The sequence below is a fragment of the Burkholderia sp. SJZ089 genome, from assembly GCF_007828315.1.
Taxonomy (GTDB): domain Bacteria; phylum Pseudomonadota; class Gammaproteobacteria; order Burkholderiales; family Burkholderiaceae; genus Burkholderia; species Burkholderia gladioli.
This window is the reverse complement of record NZ_VIUM01000029.1, coordinates 24,985-45,380: the sequence shown is the minus strand read 5'-3', so window position 1 is coordinate 45,380 and position 20,396 is coordinate 24,985. Positions and strand designations below refer to the sequence as shown.

Below are 20,396 nucleotides of genomic sequence, written 5' to 3'. Positions count from 1 at the left end.
CGGCATCGCAGCCGGGCCCGCGCCGCAACTCACAGGCCATTGCCTCATGAACCAAGACTCCACGACGACCCGCGCGACACCCGGCGAGCTGGTGCTGAGCCTGCGCGGCATCTCGAAACAGTTCGGCGCGGTATCGGCGCTCAGCGATATCGAGCTCGACGTCCACGCCGGCGAAGTGGTCGCGCTGGTCGGCGACAACGGCGCCGGCAAATCGACGCTCGTGAAGATCCTCGCCGGCGTGCACCAGCCCAGCTCGGGCAGCATCCACTTCGGCGGCAAGCCGGTCACGCTGTCCGATCCCGGCACCGCGCTCGACCTCGGCATCGCCACGGTGTTCCAGGATCTCGCGCTGTGCGAGAACCTGGACGTGGTCGCCAACATCTTCCTCGGCCGCGAGCTGAGCCCGCTGCGGCTCGACGAAGTCAGCATGGAAGTGCGCGCCTGGACCCTGCTCAATGAATTGTCGGCGCGCATCCCGAGCGTGCGCGACGTGGTCGCCTCGCTGTCGGGCGGCCAGCGCCAGACGGTGGCGATCGCCCGCTCGCTGCTGCTCGACCCGAAGCTGATCATGCTCGACGAGCCGACCGCCGCGCTCGGCGTGGCGCAGACCGCCGAGGTGCTCAACCTGATCGAGCGGGTACGCGATCGCGGCCATGCCGTGATCATGATCAGCCACAACATGGAGGACGTGCGTGCCGTGGCGGACCGCATCGTCGTGCTGCGGCTGGGCCGCAACAACGGCGTGTTCTACCCGGATTCGTCGAATGCGTCGCTGGTCGCGGCCATCACCGGCGCGACCGAGAACGCGGTCTCGCGCCGCGCCGGCCGCCGCCAGGCGCACCTCGACACGCAGCCCCTGCAAGGAAACGATCATGCGCAATGACAGCCCCCAAGCCTCGCAGCCCGCGCCGCTGCTCGACCGCGCCGACGTGCGCGTGGCGCATGCCAGCGGCCTGGGCGAGACGCTCGCCGCCTTCGGCCGCCGCGTGCGCGCGGGCGACCTCGGCTCGCTGCCGGTGGTGGCCGGCCTGATCATCATCTGGACCGTCTTCACCAGCCTCAACCCGGTGTTCGTCTCGGCGGACAACCTGGTCAACCTGCTGTTCGACTGCTCGACGGTGGGCGTGATCTCGCTGGGCATCGTCTGCGTGCTGATGGTCGGCCAGATCGACCTGTCGGTCGGCTCGATCAGCGGCTTCGCCTCGGCCCTGGTCGGCACGCTGTGGGTCAACGCGGGCTGGCCGGTGCCGCTCGCGATCCTCGCCGCGCTGGCGGCGGGCGCCTTGATCGGCGCGCTCTACGCGCTGCTGTTCAACCGGCTCGGCATGCCCAGCTTCGTGACCACCCTGGCCGGGCTGCTCGCAATCCTCGGCCTGCAGCTCTACGTGCTGGGCCCGCCCGGCTCGATCAACCTGCCCTACGACTCGGCGCTGGTCACGCTCGGCCAGCAACGGGTGCTGCCGGCCGCGGTCTCGCACGGGCTGGCGCTGCTGCCCGGCCTCGCGCTGGTGCTGCTCGGCCTGCGCACCCGCGAGCGCCGCCGCGCGGCCCGGCTCTCGGCGCCCTCGACGCTCGGCGTGCTGGTGCGCGCGGCCGTGATCACGGTGCTGCTCGAGCTGGTGGTCGCCTATCTCGATCGCGGCCGCGGCGTGCCGCTGATGTTCGCGCTGTTCGTCGCGCTGGCCGCCGCCATGCACTACGCGATGACGCGCACGCGCTGGGGCCGCTCGATGCATGCCGTGGGCGGCAACCACGAGGCCGCGCGCCGCGCCGGCATCCACGTCGGCGCGATCTACACCAGCGCCTTCGTGCTCTGCACCAGCCTGGCCGCGCTCGGCGGCATCCTCACCGCGGCACGCCTGGCCTCGGCCAGCCAGCAGGCCGGCACCGGCGACGTCAACCTCAACGCGATCGCGGCAGCCGTGATCGGCGGCACCAGCCTGTTCGGCGGGCGCGGCAGCGCCTGGTCGGCGGTGCTGGGGATCGTCGTGATCCAGTCGATCGCCAGCGGCCTGACCCTGCTGAACCTGTCGTCCTCGCTGCGCTTCATGATCACCGGCGCGGTGCTCGCGATCGCGGTGATCGTCGATTCGCTCGCGCGCCGTTCGCGTGTCTCGCACGGCCGCGCCTGAGCCCCCACCTGGAGAACCACGCATGTCTGAATCGTTGAATGGAAAGGTCGCCGCGATCACCGGCGCGGCATCGGGAATCGGCCTGGCCTGCGCGCGCGCGCTGGTCGAGGCCGGCGCGAAGGTGGTCTTGATCGATCGTGCCGAGGACCGACTGGCCGCCTGCCGCGAGGAACTCGGCCCCAACGCGCTGAGCCTGGTGGTGGACCTGCTCGCGCCCGCCGAAGTGTCGGCGATGCTGCCGCGCATCCTCGAACTGGCGGGGCGCCTGGACATCTTCCACGCCAATGCCGGCGCCTACGTGGGCGGCGAGGTGGTGGCCGGCAACCCCGACGACTGGGACCGCATGCTCAACCTCAACATCAACGCCGCGTTCCGCTCGGTGCACGCGGTGCTGCCGCACCTGGTGGCCCAGCGTTGCGGCGATATCATCTTCACCAGCTCGATCGCGGGGATGGTGCCGGTGGTCTGGGAGCCGATCTACACGGCCTCGAAGTTCGCGGTGCAGGCCTTCGTCCACACCACGCGGCGCCAGGTGATGCAGCACGGCGTGCGCGTCGGCGCGGTGCAGCCGGGGCCGGTGGTCACCGCCCTGCTCGACGACTGGCCGAAGGCGAAGATGGACGAGGCGCTGGCCGCCGGCAGCCTGATGCAGGCCGACGAGGTGGCCGACGCGGTGCTGTTCATGCTGACGCGCCCGGCCAACGTGACGATCCGCGACCTCGTGATCCTGCCGACCCGCGTCGATCTCTGATCGGCCGCCCAGACTCGCCTTATCGACAGGAACCCGAAACATGACGGACCACCCGAACCCCGACGCGCGCTACGTGATCGGCATCGATGTCGGCACCGGCAGCGCGCGCGCCGGCATCTTCGACGCGGCCGGCCGGATGGTCGCCTCGGCCCGGCACGACATCCAGGTGTTCCATGAGCGCGGCGCGATCGTCGAGCAGTCGAGCACCGACATCTGGCAGGCGGTCTGCACGGCGGTGCGCGCGGCGCTGGCGCAGGCCGCGATCGCGCCGGCCCAGGTGGCCGGGCTCGGCTTCGACGCGACCTGCTCGCTGGTGGTGCTCGGCGAAGGCGGCAAGCCGCTGCCGGTCGGGCCTTCCGAACAGGCCGAGCGCGACATCATCGTCTGGATGGATCACCGCGCGCTCGACCAGGCCGAGCGCATCAACGCGCGCGGCCACGCCGTGCTCGACTTCGTGGGCGGGCGCATCTCGCCCGAGATGGAGACGCCCAAGCTGCTGTGGCTGTATGAAAACCGCCGCGCGGTATTCGATGCCGCCTGGCAGTTCTTCGACCTGAGCGACTTCCTGACCTGGCGCGCGACCGGCGAGCTGGCGCGCTCGACCTGCACGCTCACCTGCAAGTGGACCTACCTGGCCCACGAGCGGCGCTGGGACGAAAGCTATTTTCGCGGCATCGGCCTGGGCGTGCTGGCCGACGAGGGCTTCGCGCGGATCGGGCGCGAGGTGGTCGAACCCGGCACACGGCTCGGCCAGGGCCTCAGCGCCCAGGCCGCCGCCGAGCTCGGGCTGCCGGTCGGCACGCCGGTCGCCGCCGGTGCGATCGACGCGCATGCCGGCGGGATCGGCACGGTGGGCGCGCAGCACGAGCCCGAAGCCTGCCTCGCCTATGTGTTCGGCACCTCGTCCTGCACCATGACCACCACGCGCGAGCCCGTCTACGTGCCCGGCGTGTGGGGGCCGTATTTCTCGGCGATGGTGCCCGGTTCCTGGCTCAACGAAGGCGGTCAGTCGGTGGCCGGCGCCGCGATCGAGCGGCTGATCGCGATGCACCCCGCCGCCGCCGAGGCGCAGGCCGAAGCCGAGCGAGCCGGCCTGGCCCTGCCGGCCTGGCTGGCCGAACTGGCGGCAAAGCGAGCCGGCGGCGAACTCTCGGCGGCCGCGAAGCTCGCCGACGGCCTGCACGTGGTACCGGAATTTCTCGGCAATCGCGCGCCCTTCGCCGATCCGCACGCGCGCGCCGTGATCGCCGGGCTCGACATGGAAACCGGCGTCGACAGCCTGGTCGCGCTCTACGTGGCGGGCCTGGCCAGCATCGGCTACGGGCTGCGCCAGATCATCGACACCCAGGCGGCGGCCGGCGCGCCGATCGAGAAGATCGTGATCAGCGGCGGCGCCGGGCGGCTCGACCTGGTGCGCCAGTTGCTGGCCGATACCACCGGCAAGCCGGTGCTCGCCACCGAGGCCGACGAGCCGGTGCTGCTCGGCGCCGCGATGCTGGGCGGCGTGGCGGGCGGCCTGTATGACGACCTGCGTTCGGCGATGGGCGGCATGTCGAGGATCAGCCGCAGCTACTCGAGCGCCGAGGGCGGGATCGCGGCCCTGCACGCGGCACGCTATCGGGCCTTCGAGGCGCTGCAGCGGGTGGCGCGCGAGATTCGCTGAAGAAGCGCCGGGGTCAACATCCTGTTGTCACACAACACGTGTCTGATTCCCGGATCCCACCGTGTTTCTCCGTGTTCCGGTTCGTCGCGCGGGCAGCCCCGCCCACGCGGCATCGACTCCCGTCATCGAAATGAAAGAACGGCCGATGCTCGAATACGCGCTGCATCCCGTCGAGGACCGCCTGGTCCATGTCGACGAGTTCTGTCGCGACCTGCCGCTGCTGCGCGGGCTGGCACGCTGCCCGCTCTGCTCCGGCGTGCTGCGCGTGGTGCAGCTGCGCGATCGCACGCATGCGCGCCGCTTCGTGCACGCGGCGGGCCCGTTCGCGCGCTGCCCGCTGGTGTCCGACGCGGTGCCGAATCCGCTCGCCGTCGATGTCGGGCCGCCGCTGACCGAACGCGCCAGGCAACTGCGCGCGAGCTTCTTCGCGCAATGGCAGCGCCACCTGCAGACCATTCGGCAAACCGCTTCGGCCTTCAACGTGACGCGCTTCACCGGCGCGATCGAACACGCGGACGTGCTGAAGATGTGGGGCTGGCCGACGCTGGCGCAGCGGGATATTCCGTATGTGATGCTGGTGCTGACCGACTTCATCGCCGCGCCGGCCAACGAGAAGCAGGCGGCCTGGCTGCGCTTCCGGTTCGATGCCTCGGTGCAGCAGATCGGCGATCTGGGCAAGCCGGACCGGGTGATGCCGCGCTTGTTCCGGTTGCGCTACAAGCGGCCCCGCATGTCCAAATACCCCAGCGTTCGTCATCTGATCGATTGCCAGCAGGTGCCGATGACCGCGCACGACATGGTGGACGCGGAAGCCTTGTTGACGGGGGCGGATGTGTCGGCGTTCGAATCGTTCGCCCAAAGGATGGCGAGAAATCCCGACGAGTAAACGCGGCGCGGCCGGTTCCCACGAATCCTGCATCCACGGGAACCGGCCGCGCCGGATCGGCCTTGCCCGCTCGGTCTCAACCGTGCGTCAGGCTCAGCGCGTAGAACTTCACCACCGTCCCCGGCGTGGTCAGCGGCGTGCCCGACACGGCGCTCTGGTCGTAATCGCCGGCCTTGAAGTAGAAACTCTCGCCATCGAAGCTCGAGTCCATCGTGAATGACTTCGACGTGCCGTTGATCTTCGCGGTGATCCTGGTGCCGCTCAGGCTCAGTTCATAGGTGAAGGACTTGCCGATCGTCACGTTGGCGATCGAGTAGGTCTGGCCCGAGCCGCCCTGGTTGGTATCCTCGATGAACAATTGCGCGACGCCGCCGGAGGTCACCTGCAGCTCGCAGAGCGGCTTGCTCGGCCCGCTGCCCTGGAAGATCTGGCCGATGGTGGTGGTCTTGGGCACCTGCGCGACCGTCACCGTGGCGTCGAGCCTGTTGGTGCCCGAGGTGCTCCAGGTCGCGTTCTCGCGCATTTCCGTGCGCGGGTGCTGCGAGCCCGAGGTGGTCCAGCCCTGCTTCGGGTCCATCATCACCATCGAGCCGTCCGACTTGTCGGTGTAGAAGTAGTACTGGTTCGTGTAGCCGGCCGCGAGGCTGTCGCCATTGACCGTCATCACGCTGCCCGACGAGCCCGTCGGCAATTGCAGCGTCCAGGGCTTCAGGTTGAAGTTCGAGCCCGGCGGCGCCGAGGTGCTGAGGCTGGCCGCGGCCGCCGCCTGGTCGGACTGGATTTCCTGCGAGCCCGCGAACGCCGGTGCCGACACCCATGCGCCGAATACGGCCGCGATCAGGCAAGCCATCATTGATTGCTTCATGTCTCCATCTCTCCTGTTTGATTGACCGTTGATTTCCTGAATGGCGGCAAACAAGTTGTCGTTATCGTTTTTGTGATTGTCGTGCGACCCGGCTCGCGGTCCTGCCGCGTGACGGGTGCCGTGCTTCCTGCATCTTCCGACGTGCGGGAACCGGCATCGCCAAGGACGATGCAGCCGCCGGTTTCCGAACGTCTCCGAGGCTACATCCATCGATTCGCGCTGTAAAACGATAGAAATCTATAGTTTCCAGTGACGGAATCGATACTTGTAAGTCGCCGTAAGCATGGCCGGCAGCGAGGCGAAGAGAAGGGCTCAGGTATAGATCGACGCCTCGGGCAAGGCGCCGGTCAGCGCATAACGGCCGACATCGCGCAGCCGATAGTCGAGCGGGTCGTGCAGCGTATGCGTGCGCGCGTTGCGCCAGAAACGATCGAGCGCGAGCGGCGCGGCGGTGGCGCGCGCGCCGCAGGCATCGAACAGTGCCTCGCCGGCGTCGAGCGCCGCGCGCTGCGCGACGATCTTCGCCTCCGAGATCGCCAGCGCGACCTCGGCGCGGCCATCCGCGCTCAGCGCTTCCTTGCGATCCCAGGCGGCCTGCAGGCCGCGCGCGGCGCGATCGGCCAGCGCCTCGGCGGCCACCGCCTGCACTCGCATGTCGCCGAAGCGCTGCAGCGTGTACGGATCGTCCTGCGCATTGGCCACGCCCGAGTGAATCCACGGCCGGCCACGCGTGCTCACGTAGTCGCGCGCCTCGGCCAACGCGCCCTCGGCCAGCCCGACGAACAGGTTGGTCAGCACCAGTTGCGAAACCAGCGTGCGCAGCGTCGCGCGCGGCGTGGGCGGGGTTTCCGAGCGATGCAGCACCTCGTCGGCCTCCACCCTCACCGCATTGAACGAGACACTGCCGCTGTCGGTCTGGCGCTGCCCGATCGGATCCCAGTCTTCATGCACCGTGATGCCGTCGCGGCCGGTGGGCACCACCGCGAACACCGGCTTGCCGGTGGCCGGATCGTGCGCCGAGATCGTCATCCGCGCCGAGCCGCGCGTGCCCGAACAGAAGCCCTTGATGCCGTCGAGCCGGTAGCCCTCGCCGTCCTGCCGCGCGACCAGCCGCGTGTCGAGCGGATTGACGGCATTGCCCCACCACCAGCCCTGCTCGACGGTGCCGCGCAGGTAGCGCTCGCGCTGCGCCTCGCTGCCCCAGACATCGACACTGACGATCTGCAGCACCTGGAAACCGACCAGATGCGCGAGCGCGCTGTCGACGCGCGCGATCGCGCGGATCGTCTGGTAGACGATCGGCCAGTCGGCTTCCTGACCGCCGAAGGCGCGCGGCACGGCCAGCGTCTGCAGGCCGAGCGCGGCCATCCAGGCCTTTTCGCGCGCGGCGTGACCGCCGCGTCGGTCGCGTTCGGCGGCACTCGCGCGCAATGCGGCGATCAACTCGCCGAAGCTGCCCGGCGCGTCGAGCGATGGGTCGGAAGCAGCGTCGGCAGCTTCATGGGGCGGCGTGGCGGATGAAGAGGAATCGCTCATCGTGGAAAAGCTCTCGATCGTTTCAGGTCAGACGAATGGGGTCGAATACGGTGCGCGACGCCTATCTCTCGCGACACGCTCGATCTTGCCGGCCGGCTGTCGTAAACACGGATATTGCCGCGGCAAACCGATGTCGGGGCGCAAGCCGGCGGCCCTCGCCGCGATGATAGATGCGCTCGCCGAGGCCCGTCCAACAAGCAATCCGCGAATGGAAATCGCCGAAACCGATATGCCCGACGGCGATCCAGAGGCACCTTCTTGATGGTTTCAGCGATTTGCAGTCTTTTTCAAAACTGCTATTCATGAATGACCGGACGGGGAAATCCGGAGCGGCAAGCAGCGAATCATCGGCAACCAGGGGCACGAACCCCATCACCAGCGGCACGACCCTCACGCGTGCGTGGCGGCGAGACCTGAAAAAATGCGAGGCTGAACATGAGCATCCAGCAACAAGCATCCGGCATTTCTCCTGCACTCCTGATCGATCGGCGCAGCCGGGCCCGCCCCCCCCGCGCGCCGGGCGCATTCCGGCGTTTCGCCTCGGCGGCCTGCTCGCTGCTCGCCTCGTTCTGCGTGGCGAGCGGCGCGGCACAGGCGGCCGACCTGGTGGTGCCGGCCTACTTCTATCCCTCGGGTTCGGGCGCGACTGCCTGGAAGACGCTGGCCAGCAACGCCGCCTCGGTGCCGCTCACGGCCATCGTCAACCCGAACAGCGGCCCGGGCACCGCCGTCGATCCGGCCTACACCAACGTGATCGCGAAGGTTCGTGCGGCGGGCGGCAAGGTCATCGCCTACGTGCATACCTCCTACGGCAACCGCTCGCTGTCCGACGTCACGAACGACATCAACACCTATCTCGCCTTCTATACCGTCGACGGCTTCTTCATCGACGAGATGGCGAACGACAGTTCGGCCGCCCACCTCCAGTACTATCAGTCGCTCTACAACTACATCAAGGGGCTGTCCGCCAGCTACCAGGTGGTCAACAATCCCGGCACCAACATCCCCGAGATCTATGCGAGCCTGCCGGTGGCGGACCGTTTCGTGGTCTACGAGGACAAGCAGGCGAACTACGCGAGCTACAGCGCCGCCGCCTGGCAGGCGGCCTATTCGCCGGACCGCTTCATCCACATCGTGTACAACACCAGCGCCGCGCAATTGAGCGGTGACCTGCAGTTCGCCGTGGCGCACGGCGCGGGCGGCATCTACGTGACCTCGCTGAAGCTGCCGAATCCGTACAACGGGCTGCCTTCCTACTGGTCCCAGGAAGTCGCGGGCGTCGCGGCGCTCAATCCGCCGGCGGCGAAGGCATCCAACAAGACGGCAATGCGAGGCTCGCGCTGAAGGAATCGATATCGGCGGTATCTCCGCGATTTCCCGGCCGATCTCGCCGATGCCGTGTTCGAGGGCTTGCGCAAGCAGGCCCGTAAACTGGAAACGAGCCTCTGAAGGCCCGTTTCCAGTTTCATGCGGAACCCGGCGAGCCGAACCACGGCTCGCCGCATCTTCACCGCCCTGCCACCGACTGCGCGGTTGCCGAAGCCGGCACGCTGCCCACCGCGGTCGCCGGCGTGTCCCAACCGCCGCCGAGCGCGCGGATCAGGTTGACCGTCGACACGGCTTGCGCGCCGGTCAGCTGGTTCGCCTGCAACTGCGACTGCAGCACCGAGCGCTCGCTGTCGATCACGTCGATATAGGCGATCTGCCCTTCCTGGTACTGCGTGCGCGACAGCTTCGCCGCGCGCTGCGAGGCGCTGACCGCATCGCCCTGCGCGCGAATCTGGTCGTCGAGCAGGCGCAGGTCGGCCAGGTTGTCCTCCACCTCGCGGAACGCCACCAGCACCTGCTGGCGATAGTTCGCCACCTGCTCGTCGTACTGCGCGCGAGCCTGCTGCACGCCCGCGGCGCGGCGGCCGCCATCGAAGATCGGCAGCGACAGCGCCGTGCCGGCGAACGGCCCGAGCAGGAAGGTGCGGCTCGACCACATGAACAGGCTGCCAAGCGTGTTGGCTTCATAACCGAACGAGCCGGTGATGTCGAGCTTCGGGAAATAAGCCGACTTCGCCAGGCCGATCCGCGCATTCGCGGCGGCCATGGCCCGCTCGGCCGCCGACACGTCGGGCCGCCGTTCGAGCAGGGCCGAAGGCAGGCCGCCCGGAATCCGCACGGCAACCGGCACGATCGGCGTTTCCCGGAACGAGAAATCCGCCGGCGGCTTGCCGAGCAGGATCGCCAGCGCATGCTCGGAGGCCGCGCGACGGCGCGCGACGCCCACCGCATCGGCCTGCGCGGTCGCCAGTTCGTTCTTGGCGCGCGACACGTCGAGCTCGTTGATGTCGCCTTCGTCGAAACGGCGCTGCGCGAGCTTCAGCGATTCCTGGCGCAGGTCGACGGTGCGACGGTAGAGGTCCTGGTCCGCATCGAGCTGGCGCAGTTCGAAGTAGTTCTGCGCGACGTCGGCCTGCAAGGCCAGCTGCACCGAGCGGAACAGCGCCTCGCTTTGCGCGGCATCGGCCCGCGAGGCCTCCACGTTGCGGCCGACGCGGCCGAACAGGTCCGCCTCGTAGGACACCGTGCCCTGGGCACGCCACAGCGTGGCATTGACCGGCCCCGAGCCTTGCGGCAGGAACTGCGAGGCCGAGGACGCGCCCTCGCGGGTCGGCCCGAAGCCGGCGTCGAGCGAGGGGAACCAGGCCGAACGTGCCGCGCGGGTGGCCGCCCGGGCCTCCTCGACGCGGGCCGCCGCGGCCTTCAGGTTCTGGTTCGCGTCGAGCGCCTGCTGCTCCAGTTTGTCGAGCACCGGATCGCCGAACACGGTCCACCATTCGCCGCGATGCGCGCCGTCGGCGGGCTCGGCCGGCTTCCAGGTACCGGCCTGCTCGCCGGCTGCCAGCGTCGGCGCTTCCTTGAAGGCGGCCGGCGTGGCCACGTCGGGGCGCTTGTAGTCGGGGCCCACCGCGCAGGCGGCGAGCAGCGCGGACATCAGGGCGCTGAGCCCGGCGAGCCTGGCCAGGCGCAGGATGGTCTTGTCGTTTTTCATCATCGAGTCCTCAAGCATCCGCGGCCGATACGTCATACCGCGGCGTATCCTTCTGCGCGACGTGGATCTTGCCACCCGCCAGCGTACGCAGCACCACATAGAACACCGGCGTGAGCATCAGCCCGAACAGCGTGACGCCGAGCATGCCGAAGAACACCGCGACGCCCATCGCATGCCGCATCTCGGCACCGGCACCCGAGGACAGCACCAGCGGCACCACGCCCATGATGAAGGCGATCGAGGTCATCAGGATCGGGCGCAAGCGCAGCCGGCTCGCCTCGACGGCGGCCTGGAAAGGCGTGCGTCCGTCGTGCTCGAGCTCGCGGGCGAACTCGACGATCAGGATCGCGTTCTTCGCGGACAGCCCCACCAGCACCATCAGGCCGATCTGCGTGAAGATGTTGTTGTCGCCCTGCGTGAGCCACACGCCCGTGAGCGCAGACAGAATGCTCATCGGCACGATCAGGATCACCGCCAGCGGCAGCGTCAGGCTTTCATACAGCGCGGCCAGCACCAGGAACACCAGCAGCACGCTGATCGGGAAGATCAAGAGGCCCGCGTTGCCCGCCAGGATCTGCTGGTAGGTCAGGTCGGTCCATTCGAACTTCACGCCGCGCGGGAACACCTGCGCCGCGATCCGCTCGACCGCCGCCTGCGCCTGCCCCGACGAATAGCCGGGCGCCGGGCCGCCGTTCACGTCGGCCGCCGTGTAGCCGTTGTAGCGCACCACCATTTCCGGCCCGAAGGTCGGCGTCACGGTGACCAGCGAGGACAGCGGCACCATCTCGCCGTTCGCGTTGCGCGTCTTCAGCAGGCCGATATCGTCGGGCTTCTGGCGGAACGGCGCATCGGCCTGCACGCGAACCTGGTAGACGCGGCCGAAGCGGTTGAAGTCGTTCACGTAGAGCGAACCGAGGTAGATCTGCATGGTGTCGAACACGTCGGTCACGTTCACGCCGAGCTGCTTGGCCTTGGTGCGATCGAGGTCGACATTGAGCTGCGGCACGTTGATCTGGTAGCTGGTGAACAGCGGACCCAGCTCCGGCGCCTGCTGCGCGCGCTTGATGAAGTCCTGCGTCGCATCGGCCAGCCGCGCGTAGCCCACCGCGCCGCGATCCTCGACCTGCATCTTGAAGCCGCCCAGCGTGCCGAGCCCGAGCACCGGCGGCGGCGGGAACACGGCGACGAACGAATCCTTGATGCCCGCGTACTGCTGGTTCAGCGCGCCCGCGATGGCGCCGGCCGACAGCGCCTTGCCATGACGATGGTCGAACGGCTTGAGCGTGACGAACACGATGCCGGCGCTCGAGCTGTTGGTGAAGCCGTTCACCGACAGGCCCGGGAACGCCACCGCGCTTTCCACGCCCGGCTGCTTCAGCGCGATCGAACTCATCTGGCGGATCACCTTCTCGGTGCGATCGAGCGAGGCGCCGTTGGGCAACTGCGCGAACGCGATCAGATATTCCTTGTCCTGCGCCGGCACGAAACCGCCGGGCACCAGCTTGCCCATCAGCACCGTGGCGCCGAGCAGCACCACGTAGATGCCGAGCATCAGCGACTTCCTCGACAGCACGCCGCGCACGCCGCGGCCGTAGTTCTCCGCGCCGCGATGGAACACCTTGTTGAAGCCGCGGAAGAAGCCGCCGAACAGCCGGTTCATCACGCGCGTGAGCCAGTCGGGCTTCTCGTCATGGCCCTTCAGCAGGATCGCCGAGAGCGCCGGCGAGAGCGTCAGCGAGTTGAAAGCCGAGATCACCGTCGAGATCGCGATGGTCATCGCGAACTGCTTGTAGAACTGGCCGGTCAGGCCCGACATGAAGGCCAGCGGCACGAACACGGCCACCAGGGTCAGCGCGATCGCGATGATCGGCCCGCTGACCTCGCGCATCGCCTTGTAGGTGGCTTCGCGCGCGGACAGCCCGCTCTCGATGTTGCGCTCGACGTTCTCCACCACCACGATCGCGTCATCCACCACGATCCCGATCGCCAGCACCATGCCGAAGAGCGACAGCGCGTTGATCGAGTAGCCGAACATCAGCAGCAGCGAGAAGGTACCGATGATCGACACCGGCACCGCGATCAGCGGGATGATCGAGGCACGCCAGGTCTGCAGGAACACGATCACCACGATCACCACCAGCGCGATCGCCTCGAGCAGGGTATGCACCACGGCCTTGATCGAGGAACGCACGAACTGCGTCGGATCGTAGACGATCCGGTATTCCACGCCCTTGGGCATGTCGGCCTGCAGTTCCTTCATGGTCGCGCGGACCTGGTCCGAGATCTGCAGCGAGTTCGCGCCCGGCGACTGGTTGATCGCCATCGCCACCGCCGGCTGGTTGTCCAGCAGCGAGCGCAGCCCGTATTCGGACGCATCGAGGTCGATCCGGCCGAGGTCGCGCAGGCGCGTGACCGCGCCGTCCGGCGCCGTCTTCACAACGATGTTGCCGAACTCCTCCTCGGTCTGCAGGCGGCCGCGCGCGTTGACCGACAACTGCAGCGGCGTGCCCGGGATCGACGGCGAGGCGCCGATCACGCCGGCGGCCACCTGCACGTTCTGCTCGCGGATCGCGCGCACCACGTCGTCGGCGGTCAGGTTGCGCTCGGCCACCTTCTGCGGATCGAGCCAGACGCGCATCGCGTAGTCGCCCGCGCCCCACAGCTGCACCTGGCCCACGCCCTGGATCCGCGACAGGCGGTCCTTGACGTTGATCAGCGCGTAGTTGCGCAGGTAGGTCATGTCGTAGCGGTTGTCCGGCGAGATCAGGTGCACCACCATGGTCAGCGTCGGCGAGCTCTTGACCGTGGTGATACCGAGGCGCTGCACGTCCTCGGGCAGGCGCGGCAGCGCCTGGTTCACGCGGTTCTGCACCAGCTGGGTGGCCTTGTCCGGATCGGTGCCGAGCTTGAAGGTGACCGTGATGGTCACGTTGCCGTCGCTGTTGGCCTGCGACTGCATGTACAGCATGTCCTCGACGCCGTTGATCTGTTCCTCGATCGGCGAAGCGACGGTCTCGGCGATCACCTTCGGGTTGGCACCCGGGTATTGCGCCTTGACGATCACCGACGGCGGCACGACTTCCGGATATTCGGAAATCGGCAGCATGAACATCGCGATCACGCCGCCCAGCAGGATCAGGACGGATAGGACTCCTGCAAAGATCGGACGATCGATGAAGAATTTGGATATGTTCATGAAAAGCTCTTTCTGGTTATGCGCGAGTGGGCCGTTTTCTCAAACGGCCATCAGGACGACGCGCTGCCGGCGGCGGGCTGCGAGGCCGCCGCGACCGGAGCCGCCGCGTCGTCGCCGCCCGTCATCGGCACCATGTGGACCTTCACCTGTTCGCCCGGGCGCACGCGCTGCGTGCCGTTGACCACCACCCGGTCGCTCGCCTGCAGGCCGCCGGCGATCACGCGCTGGTTGCCGTGCAGCGAGCCGATCTGCACCTCGCGATAGGCCACCTTCCCCTGGGCGTCGACCACGAACACGAACTTCTTGTCCTGGTCGGTATTGATCGCCGCGTCGTCCACCAGCAGGGCCGGATGCGGGGCGCTGCCGTCGACCTTGACGCGCGCATAGAGGCCCGGCACCAGGGTGCCGTCGGCGTTGTCGAAGCGAGCCCGCACGCGGATCGTGCCCGACGAGGTATCGAGCCGGTTGTCGACCGAGTCGATCACGCCGTTGCGCGAATAACCGCTTTCGTTGGCCAGGCCCAGGTCGACCGGCACCTTGCGGCCGTCGCGCTGGTTGCCGATGTAGCGCAGGTAGGTCTGCTCGTCGGCGTCGAACGAGGCGTAGATCGGCGACACCGAGACCAGCGTGGTCAACGGCGCGGCCGAGGCGCCGGCCGACACCACGTTACCCAGCGTGATCTCGGCGCGCGAGGCGCGGCCGGTAAACGGCGCGACGATGCGCGTGTAGCCCAGGTTGATCTTTGCTGCCTCCAGCGCGGCGGCGGCGGCCTTCACGTTGGCCGCCGATTCGCGCGCGGCGTTCTGCTTCTCGTCGTAATCGCGCTTGGCGATCGCGTTGTCGCCGATCAGGCGCTGCGCGCGCTGCCAGTCGGTCTGCGCATAGCCGTCGCGCGCCTGCGCGGCGGCCAGTTGCGCGGCCGTGCGATCGACCTCGGCCTGGTACGGGCGCGGGTCGATCACGAACAGCACGTCGCCCTTCTTGACCAGGGCGCCGTCCTTGAAGTTGACCGAGACGATGGTGCCCGACACCAGCGGGCGCACGTCGACGCGCTCGATCGCCTCGAGGCGGCCCGAGTAGGTCTGCCAGTCGGTGATGGTCTTGGACAGCACGTTCGCGACGTCGACTTCCTGCAGCGGCGGCGCGGCGTTCTGGGGGGCACTGGCGCTGGCGCGGATCACGCCGAACGCGCCGCCGCCGACGGCGACAACGACCGCCAACGCGGCTGCCGCGATGCGGGAGCGGGGAGTACGTAGGATGGACATGAAGATCTCCGGTTGCGTTGGAATAGGTAAACGGCTCAGGTCTGCGCCTGGAAACGGCAGGTCAGGAAGCGCACGGCCTCCTGCAGCGCGGGGGCGTAACTGCCCAGCTCCGCGTGCGTGACGTCGGGATAACGAATCACCTGGGTGAGCACGCCGGCCTCGATCAGGCGGGCGGCGTACTTCTCGGCCTCGACGTGCAGCACGTCGTTCTGCGCGGTCGCGATCAGGGTGGCCGGCAGCCGCGCCAGGCGCGCCGATTCGAGCGGTGCCGCATAAGGGTGCATGCGCTGCGCCGGCTGGGGCAGGTAGGCGCGATAGCAGGCGGCGCATTCCTTGACCGTGATGTCGGAGCCGAGCTGGCGTTCGTCGCCCATGCGCGTCATGCTCGGATCGAGCATCGGCCCGAACAGCGCCTGCGCGGCGATCGAGATCTCGCCGCGATCGCGCGCGATGAAGGCCAGGCAGTTGGCGATCTGGCCGCCCGCGTCGTGGCCTGCCACCGCGATCTTGCGCGGATTGCCGCCGAACGCGCGCGCCCGGGTCTCGACCCAGCGCACCGCGCGATAGGCGTCCTCGGGCGCGGCCGGAAACGGATGTTTCGGGGCCAGCGAATAATCGACCGAGACCACCAGCGCCGGCAGTCGCTCGGCGATGAAACGCGAAGCGAAGTCCGCGTCCGCGAGCGAACCACGGACGAAACCGCCGCCGTGGAAATAAAGCACTACTGGCAATCCGGTCTTGTCGGGGCGCCGATAAAGGCGCAATACGATGTCCTGGGCATGCCCTTCGATTTCGACATCGGAGACCGCGAGCGAGGTGCCCGCCAGCTCCGGCGCGGCCGGAGCGGAATTCAGCAGATTGCGAAAACCGGATGCATCCATGAGTCAGGCGCCAAGGCGCGTCCATTGCGAGATGGAGCGCATTCTGGGTCCGGCAGACATCAGGATAAATGCCTATAATCCGGCAACACAATTCAGGGGCCTCGAACAATCGGCGCCCGGAGCTGCCCAAAAGCCGCTCCAGACCGGCCGATCGGGGCCGAACAGTACCGGAGGTAGCGATGGACCGTCTTCAAGCGATGCAGGTCTTCACCCGCGTCGTCGATACGAACAGCTTCACGAAGGCCGCGGAGACGCTGAGCCTGCCGCGCGCGTCCGTCACGACGATCATTCAGAACCTCGAAGCGTTCCTCGGCGTGCGCCTGATGCACCGGACCACGCGCCGGCTCTCGCTCACGCCCGACGGCGCCGCCTACTACGAGCGCTGCGTGCGGATCCTGGCCGAGGTCGAGGAAACCGAGGCCAGCTTCCAGATCAACAACCGCAAGCCGCACGGCAAGCTGCGGGTCGACATGCCGGGTTCGCTGGGCCGGCTGGTGGTGATCCCGGCGCTCAACGAATTCCGCGATCGCTACCCCGACATCGACCTCCAGCTCGGCCTGTCGGACCGCCCCGTCGACCTGCTGCAGGAAGGCGTCGACTGCGTGATCCGGGTCGGCGCGCTGCAGGATTCCTCGCTGGTGGCACGGCGCGTCGGCCTGTTCGAGGGCGTGACGGTGGCCTCGCGGGCCTACCTGGAACGCTACGGCGAGCCGCGCTCGATCGACGACCTGGCCGATCATCGCGCGGTCAATTATTTTTCGAGCCGCACCGGCCGCAACATCGACTGGGCCTTCCTGATCGACGGCCAGGAGGTGGAGGTCAAGATGGAGAGCGTGGTCTCGGTCAACGATGCTGACGCCTATGTGACCTGCGGTATCGAGGGCTTCGGCCTGATCCAGCCGCCGCTGTTCATGGTGCTGCCGCAACTGCGCTCGGGCGAGCTCAAGGAAGTGCTGACCGGCTACAAGCCGCTGCCGATGCCGATCTCGGTGGTCTATCCGCACAGCCGCCACCTGTCGCCGAAGGTGCGCGTGTTCGTCGACTGGGTGGCCGAGGTGTTCGACCGCTGCCCGCTGCTGAACGGCTCGGGTCGCCCGCCGCTCGACACCATCTGCAGCAAGCGCACCTTCGAGGAAGCCGAGCGCGCGCCGGTGCTCGATACGCCGATGGTCACCGAATGGGTGGCCTGAGCGCCTGAACGCCGCCCGCCGGGCGGCGCGTCGATCCTCAAAGCGAACGGGGCGGCCAACTGGCCGCCCCGTCGTTCTTCAGCGCCACGCTCGCTCAGTCGAGCAGGCCCAGGATTTCCTCATACAAGGCACGCGGTACCCTCACGCCCTGCGCGATGCTGCGCTCGCGCGCCGCGAAGCGGCGTTGCGAGGGCAGGCGCGCGCCCTGCGCGGCGATCTCGCCGAGCACGCGCTCGCCGCTCGCGCGACCGGCTTCCAGCGCCTCGCCGGCAAACACCGCCGGATCGAAGGCCAGCAGCAGTTCGCCGTGATACGGCGAGGCGCCCGCGCCGCCGTCGTAGTCGAGCGACTCGGGGCTGGTCAGGTCGCCGATCAGCGCGCCCGCCATCAGCTCGACCATGGTCGAGAGCGCCGAGCCCTTGTGGCCGCCGAAGGTCCGCATCGCGCCGCGCAGCGCCGCGTGCGCATCGGTGGTCGGGCGGCCCTGCTCGTCGATCGCCCAGTCCTCGGGAATCGGCTTGTCCTGGCGCGCGTGCAACTCGATCTCGCCGCGCGCGACGGCGCTGGTCGCGAAGTCGAACACATAGGGCAGTTGCCCGTCCGGGCGCGGCCAGGCGAAGGCGATCGGGTTGGTGCCGAACACCGGCCGCGTGCCGCCGGCGGGTGCAACCCAGGCATGGCTCGGGCACATCGCGATGCCGACCAGCCCGTGCGCGGCGATCGCCTCGACCTCGGGCCACAGCGCCGAGAAGTGGTAGCAGCGGCGGATCTTCAGCGCCGCCAACCCCTGCTGGCGCGCCGCCTCGACCAGCGCCGGCAAGCCCAGCTCGAAGGCCGGCAGCGAATAGCCGCCGTGCGCGTCGACCTCGATCACGCTGCCGGCCAGCCGGCGCAGGCTCGGCACCGCGCGCGGATCGACGCGCCCGGTGCGCAGCGAGCGCACGCAGACGATCAGGCGATAGATCCCGTGAGAATGGCATTCGTCGCGCTGGCCCTGCACGATCACCGCGGCGATCGCGCGCGCGTTCTGCTCGGTCATGCCGTGCCGCGTCAGCACCCGGCGCGCGAGCGTGTCGACCTCGTCGAGCGACAACCTCACTTCCTCAGCAATACTCATCGACTCTCTCCAGGCCGTGCGCCGGCCTTGTTCGCGTGCCGCGGCGGCCGCGGCGGACTGTCGGCGCGCCAGTGCCACGGCACGCTCGAAAAAGAAGCGCCGCGACGGCCGGAAACGCCGACGCGGCAAGAGGGGAAACGCGGCGGGCATCAACACGGGCCCCCGTCTCACTCGTCGTTGTCGAGCCGCAGCTTGGCGGCCGGCACGCCGGTGGCGGCGCCCCAGTAGTAGGTCAGCAGCGCGATTGCCGCCACCACCAGCGTATCGGCCGGGTGGCCCAGCACCCCGATCCCGCCGAAGCTGCCCAGGTAGGAGGCGAGGATGATCAGCGCGTAGAACGCGATCAGCCAGGCCGAGGAACGCACCTGCTCGCCCAGGCTCATGTGCTCGGTCGGCACGAAGCGGCGACAGGCCAGGTAGACCAGGAACAGCAGGATCTGCAGGCCGAGCAGCCAGGAGACGGTGCCCCAGCCCGACCAGTAGACGATCAGCGCGGCGACGATGAAGGACAGCGGGCCCAGCACGGCGAAGGCGCCGGCGCGAAACGGCCGCGGCAGGTCGGGCGCGGTGCGGCGCAGCGCGGCCACCGAGACGGGCGCCACCGCGTAGCTGAGCACCAGCGCCGCCGACACCACGTTGATCAGCACGTCCCAGGAAGGGAACGGCAGGGTCCAGAACACCGAGAGCGCGAGCGTGAGCCACAGCCCCGCGCGCGGGATTCCGCTGGCCTCGTCGATGCGCGTGAAGACGCTGAAGAAGGTGCCGGTCTTGGCCCAGCCATAGACCACGCGCGGCGCCGCGTTCATGTAGATGTTGCCGCAACCGCTCGGCGAGATCATCGCGTCGGCCACCACCATGTAGGCCAGCCAGCCGACCCCGAGCACCGTGGCGATATCGCGGTAGGGCAAGGAGAACGCGCGATCGATGCCGCCCCAGCCGCCGGCCAGCATGTCGGTCGGGATCCCGCCCAGGAAGGCCAGTTGCAGCAGCACGTAGATCAGGGTGGAGAGCAGCACCGAGAGGATCAGCGCGACGGGAATCGTGCGCTGCGGATCGCGCACCTCGCTGGCCACCGAGATGATCGGCGTGAGCCCGAGATAGGCGAAGATCACCCCGCCCGCCGACACCGCCATCTCGACGCCGGACAGCCCGAACGGCGCGAAGCCGGCCGCCTGCAGGTTGCGCGGCTTGAAGAACACGAACAGCACCACGATCACCGCCAGCGGCACCACGAACTTGAACAGGCTGATGATGTTGTTGGCCGTCGCGAAGGTCTTCACGCTCGAGTAATTGAGCCGGAAGAACAGGCACAGCAGCGCGAACTGCAGCAGCCAGCCGAGGGGGGTCGGCGCGTTCGAGCCAGGCACGGTGAGCGCCGGGAACCAGGCGGCCGCGTACTGACGCGCCGCCACCACCTCGATCGCGATCAGGCTGGAGAACGCGATCAGCGTGATGAAGCCCATCAGGTAGCCGAGCAGCGGGCCGTGCGAGAACACCGGGTAGCGCACCACGCCGCCCGCGCGCGGCAGCGCGGCGCCGAGCTCGCAGTAGACGATGCCGAGCAGCAGCACCGCGAAGCCGCCGAGTACCCACGAGAAGATGCCGGCCGGCCCGGCGATGCTGGCCACGTGGCTGGCCGCGAACAGCCAGCCCGAGCCGAAGATCGCGCCGAGCCCGATGAAGGTCAGGTCGGTCAGCGAGAGTTGCCGCTGGAATTTGCCTTGTGCCATCTGTCTGTCTCCTGCCATGTAGGCCGTCCGGTCGTGCGCGCCGGCGCGTCGCCCGCCGGACGGCGGGTCACGCAACCGAAACGCAGGGACGAACGCCCGCGCCGCGCGCAGGCGATGCGCACGGTGCTCGGGGCGCCGAAGCGG

16 protein-coding genes are annotated in these 20,396 nt (G+C 68.6%); 8 read left to right on the top strand and 8 right to left on the bottom strand.

All coding sequences use genetic code 11. The features are described from left to right. Positions 1–46: 46 nt before the first annotated feature. The 5 genes from FB600_RS34385 to FB600_RS34365 all read left to right on the top strand — a co-directional run bounded on the left by FB600_RS34385 (position 47) and on the right by FB600_RS34365 (position 5,432). Complete coding sequence (locus FB600_RS34385) at positions 47–883, top strand: ATP-binding cassette domain-containing protein (RefSeq protein WP_047839974.1); 837 nt, start codon at positions 47–49, stop codon at positions 881–883. After that, positions 873–2,132 carry a sugar ABC transporter permease gene (locus tag FB600_RS34380; RefSeq protein WP_046582055.1) on the top strand — a complete coding sequence of 420 codons (1,260 nt, stop codon included), beginning with the start codon at positions 873–875 and terminating at the stop codon, positions 2,130–2,132. The genes FB600_RS34385 and FB600_RS34380 overlap by 11 nt, the downstream gene beginning before the upstream one ends. Before the next feature lie 22 nt (positions 2,133–2,154). Next, entirely contained in the window at positions 2,155–2,883 is a 729-nt protein-coding gene (locus FB600_RS34375; protein ID WP_046582053.1) for an SDR family oxidoreductase, read from the top strand. A gap of 40 nt (positions 2,884–2,923) precedes the next feature. Next, a complete protein-coding gene (locus tag FB600_RS34370; RefSeq protein WP_145758094.1) occupies positions 2,924–4,546 on the top strand; it encodes an FGGY-family carbohydrate kinase in 1,623 nt (540 codons plus the stop codon). Positions 4,547–4,676: 130 nt separating this feature from the next. Beyond that, complete coding sequence (locus FB600_RS34365; RefSeq protein ID WP_096752485.1) at positions 4,677–5,432, top strand: hypothetical protein; 756 nt, start codon at positions 4,677–4,679, stop codon at positions 5,430–5,432. Between the two features lie 76 nt (positions 5,433–5,508). Here the strand turns inward: FB600_RS34365 and FB600_RS34360 are convergent, their stop codons facing one another. Together FB600_RS34360 and FB600_RS34355 are read right to left on the bottom strand one after the other, a co-directional pair. Next, complete coding sequence (locus FB600_RS34360) at positions 5,509–6,297, bottom strand: polysaccharide lyase family 7 protein (protein ID WP_261383532.1); 789 nt, start codon at positions 6,295–6,297, stop codon at positions 5,509–5,511. Between the two features lie 312 nt (positions 6,298–6,609). After that, positions 6,610–7,833 carry an acyl-CoA dehydrogenase family protein gene (locus FB600_RS34355; protein ID WP_098151647.1) on the bottom strand — a complete coding sequence of 408 codons (1,224 nt, stop codon included), beginning with the start codon at positions 7,831–7,833 and terminating at the stop codon, positions 6,610–6,612. 1 nt (position 7,834) lies between these two features. Between FB600_RS34355 and FB600_RS34350 the strand changes: the two genes are divergently transcribed. Further along, complete coding sequence (locus tag FB600_RS34350) at positions 7,835–8,095, top strand: hypothetical protein (RefSeq protein ID WP_124076817.1); 261 nt, start codon at positions 7,835–7,837, stop codon at positions 8,093–8,095. 173 nt (positions 8,096–8,268) lie between these two features. After that, positions 8,269–9,177: a spherulation-specific family 4 protein gene (locus tag FB600_RS34345; protein WP_098182515.1), complete on the top strand. Its 909-nt coding sequence runs from the start codon at positions 8,269–8,271 to the stop codon at positions 9,175–9,177. Between the two features lie 163 nt (positions 9,178–9,340). Here FB600_RS34345 and FB600_RS34340 read toward each other — a convergent pair whose 3' ends face one another. Genes FB600_RS34340 through FB600_RS34325 form a run of 4 tightly spaced genes read right to left on the bottom strand, consistent with a single transcriptional unit; the run spans position 9,341 to position 16,215 of the window. Continuing rightward, complete coding sequence (locus FB600_RS34340; RefSeq protein WP_124076861.1) at positions 9,341–10,873, bottom strand: efflux transporter outer membrane subunit; 1,533 nt, start codon at positions 10,871–10,873, stop codon at positions 9,341–9,343. A 10-nt stretch (positions 10,874–10,883) separates the two neighbouring features. Continuing rightward, positions 10,884–14,069 (bottom strand): efflux RND transporter permease subunit, encoded by a 3,186-nt coding sequence (locus FB600_RS34335; RefSeq protein WP_013689316.1) that lies wholly within the window; start codon positions 14,067–14,069, stop codon positions 10,884–10,886. A gap of 50 nt (positions 14,070–14,119) precedes the next feature. Next, positions 14,120–15,334, bottom strand: coding sequence for an efflux RND transporter periplasmic adaptor subunit (locus FB600_RS34330; RefSeq protein ID WP_098151646.1), 1,215 nt, complete (start codon positions 15,332–15,334; stop codon positions 14,120–14,122). A 35-nt stretch (positions 15,335–15,369) separates the two neighbouring features. Beyond that, positions 15,370–16,215, bottom strand: coding sequence for an alpha/beta hydrolase (locus FB600_RS34325; RefSeq protein WP_036030631.1), 846 nt, complete (start codon positions 16,213–16,215; stop codon positions 15,370–15,372). Between the two features lie 179 nt (positions 16,216–16,394). Here FB600_RS34325 and FB600_RS34320 point away from each other — a divergent pair, with 179 nt between their 5' ends. Continuing rightward, on the top strand, positions 16,395–17,405 hold the full coding sequence (locus FB600_RS34320; RefSeq protein WP_013689313.1) for a LysR family transcriptional regulator: 1,011 nt from the start codon (positions 16,395–16,397) through the stop codon (positions 17,403–17,405). A gap of 94 nt (positions 17,406–17,499) precedes the next feature. On the opposite strand, the gene FB600_RS34315 is transcribed toward FB600_RS34320, so the two are convergent. Then, positions 17,500–18,522 carry an Ldh family oxidoreductase gene (locus FB600_RS34315; RefSeq protein WP_096752981.1) on the bottom strand — a complete coding sequence of 341 codons (1,023 nt, stop codon included), beginning with the start codon at positions 18,520–18,522 and terminating at the stop codon, positions 17,500–17,502. Positions 18,523–18,689: 167 nt separating this feature from the next. Next, entirely contained in the window at positions 18,690–20,252 is a 1,563-nt protein-coding gene (locus FB600_RS34310; protein ID WP_145758092.1) for an APC family permease, read from the bottom strand. Positions 20,253–20,396: the final 144 nt, after the last annotated feature.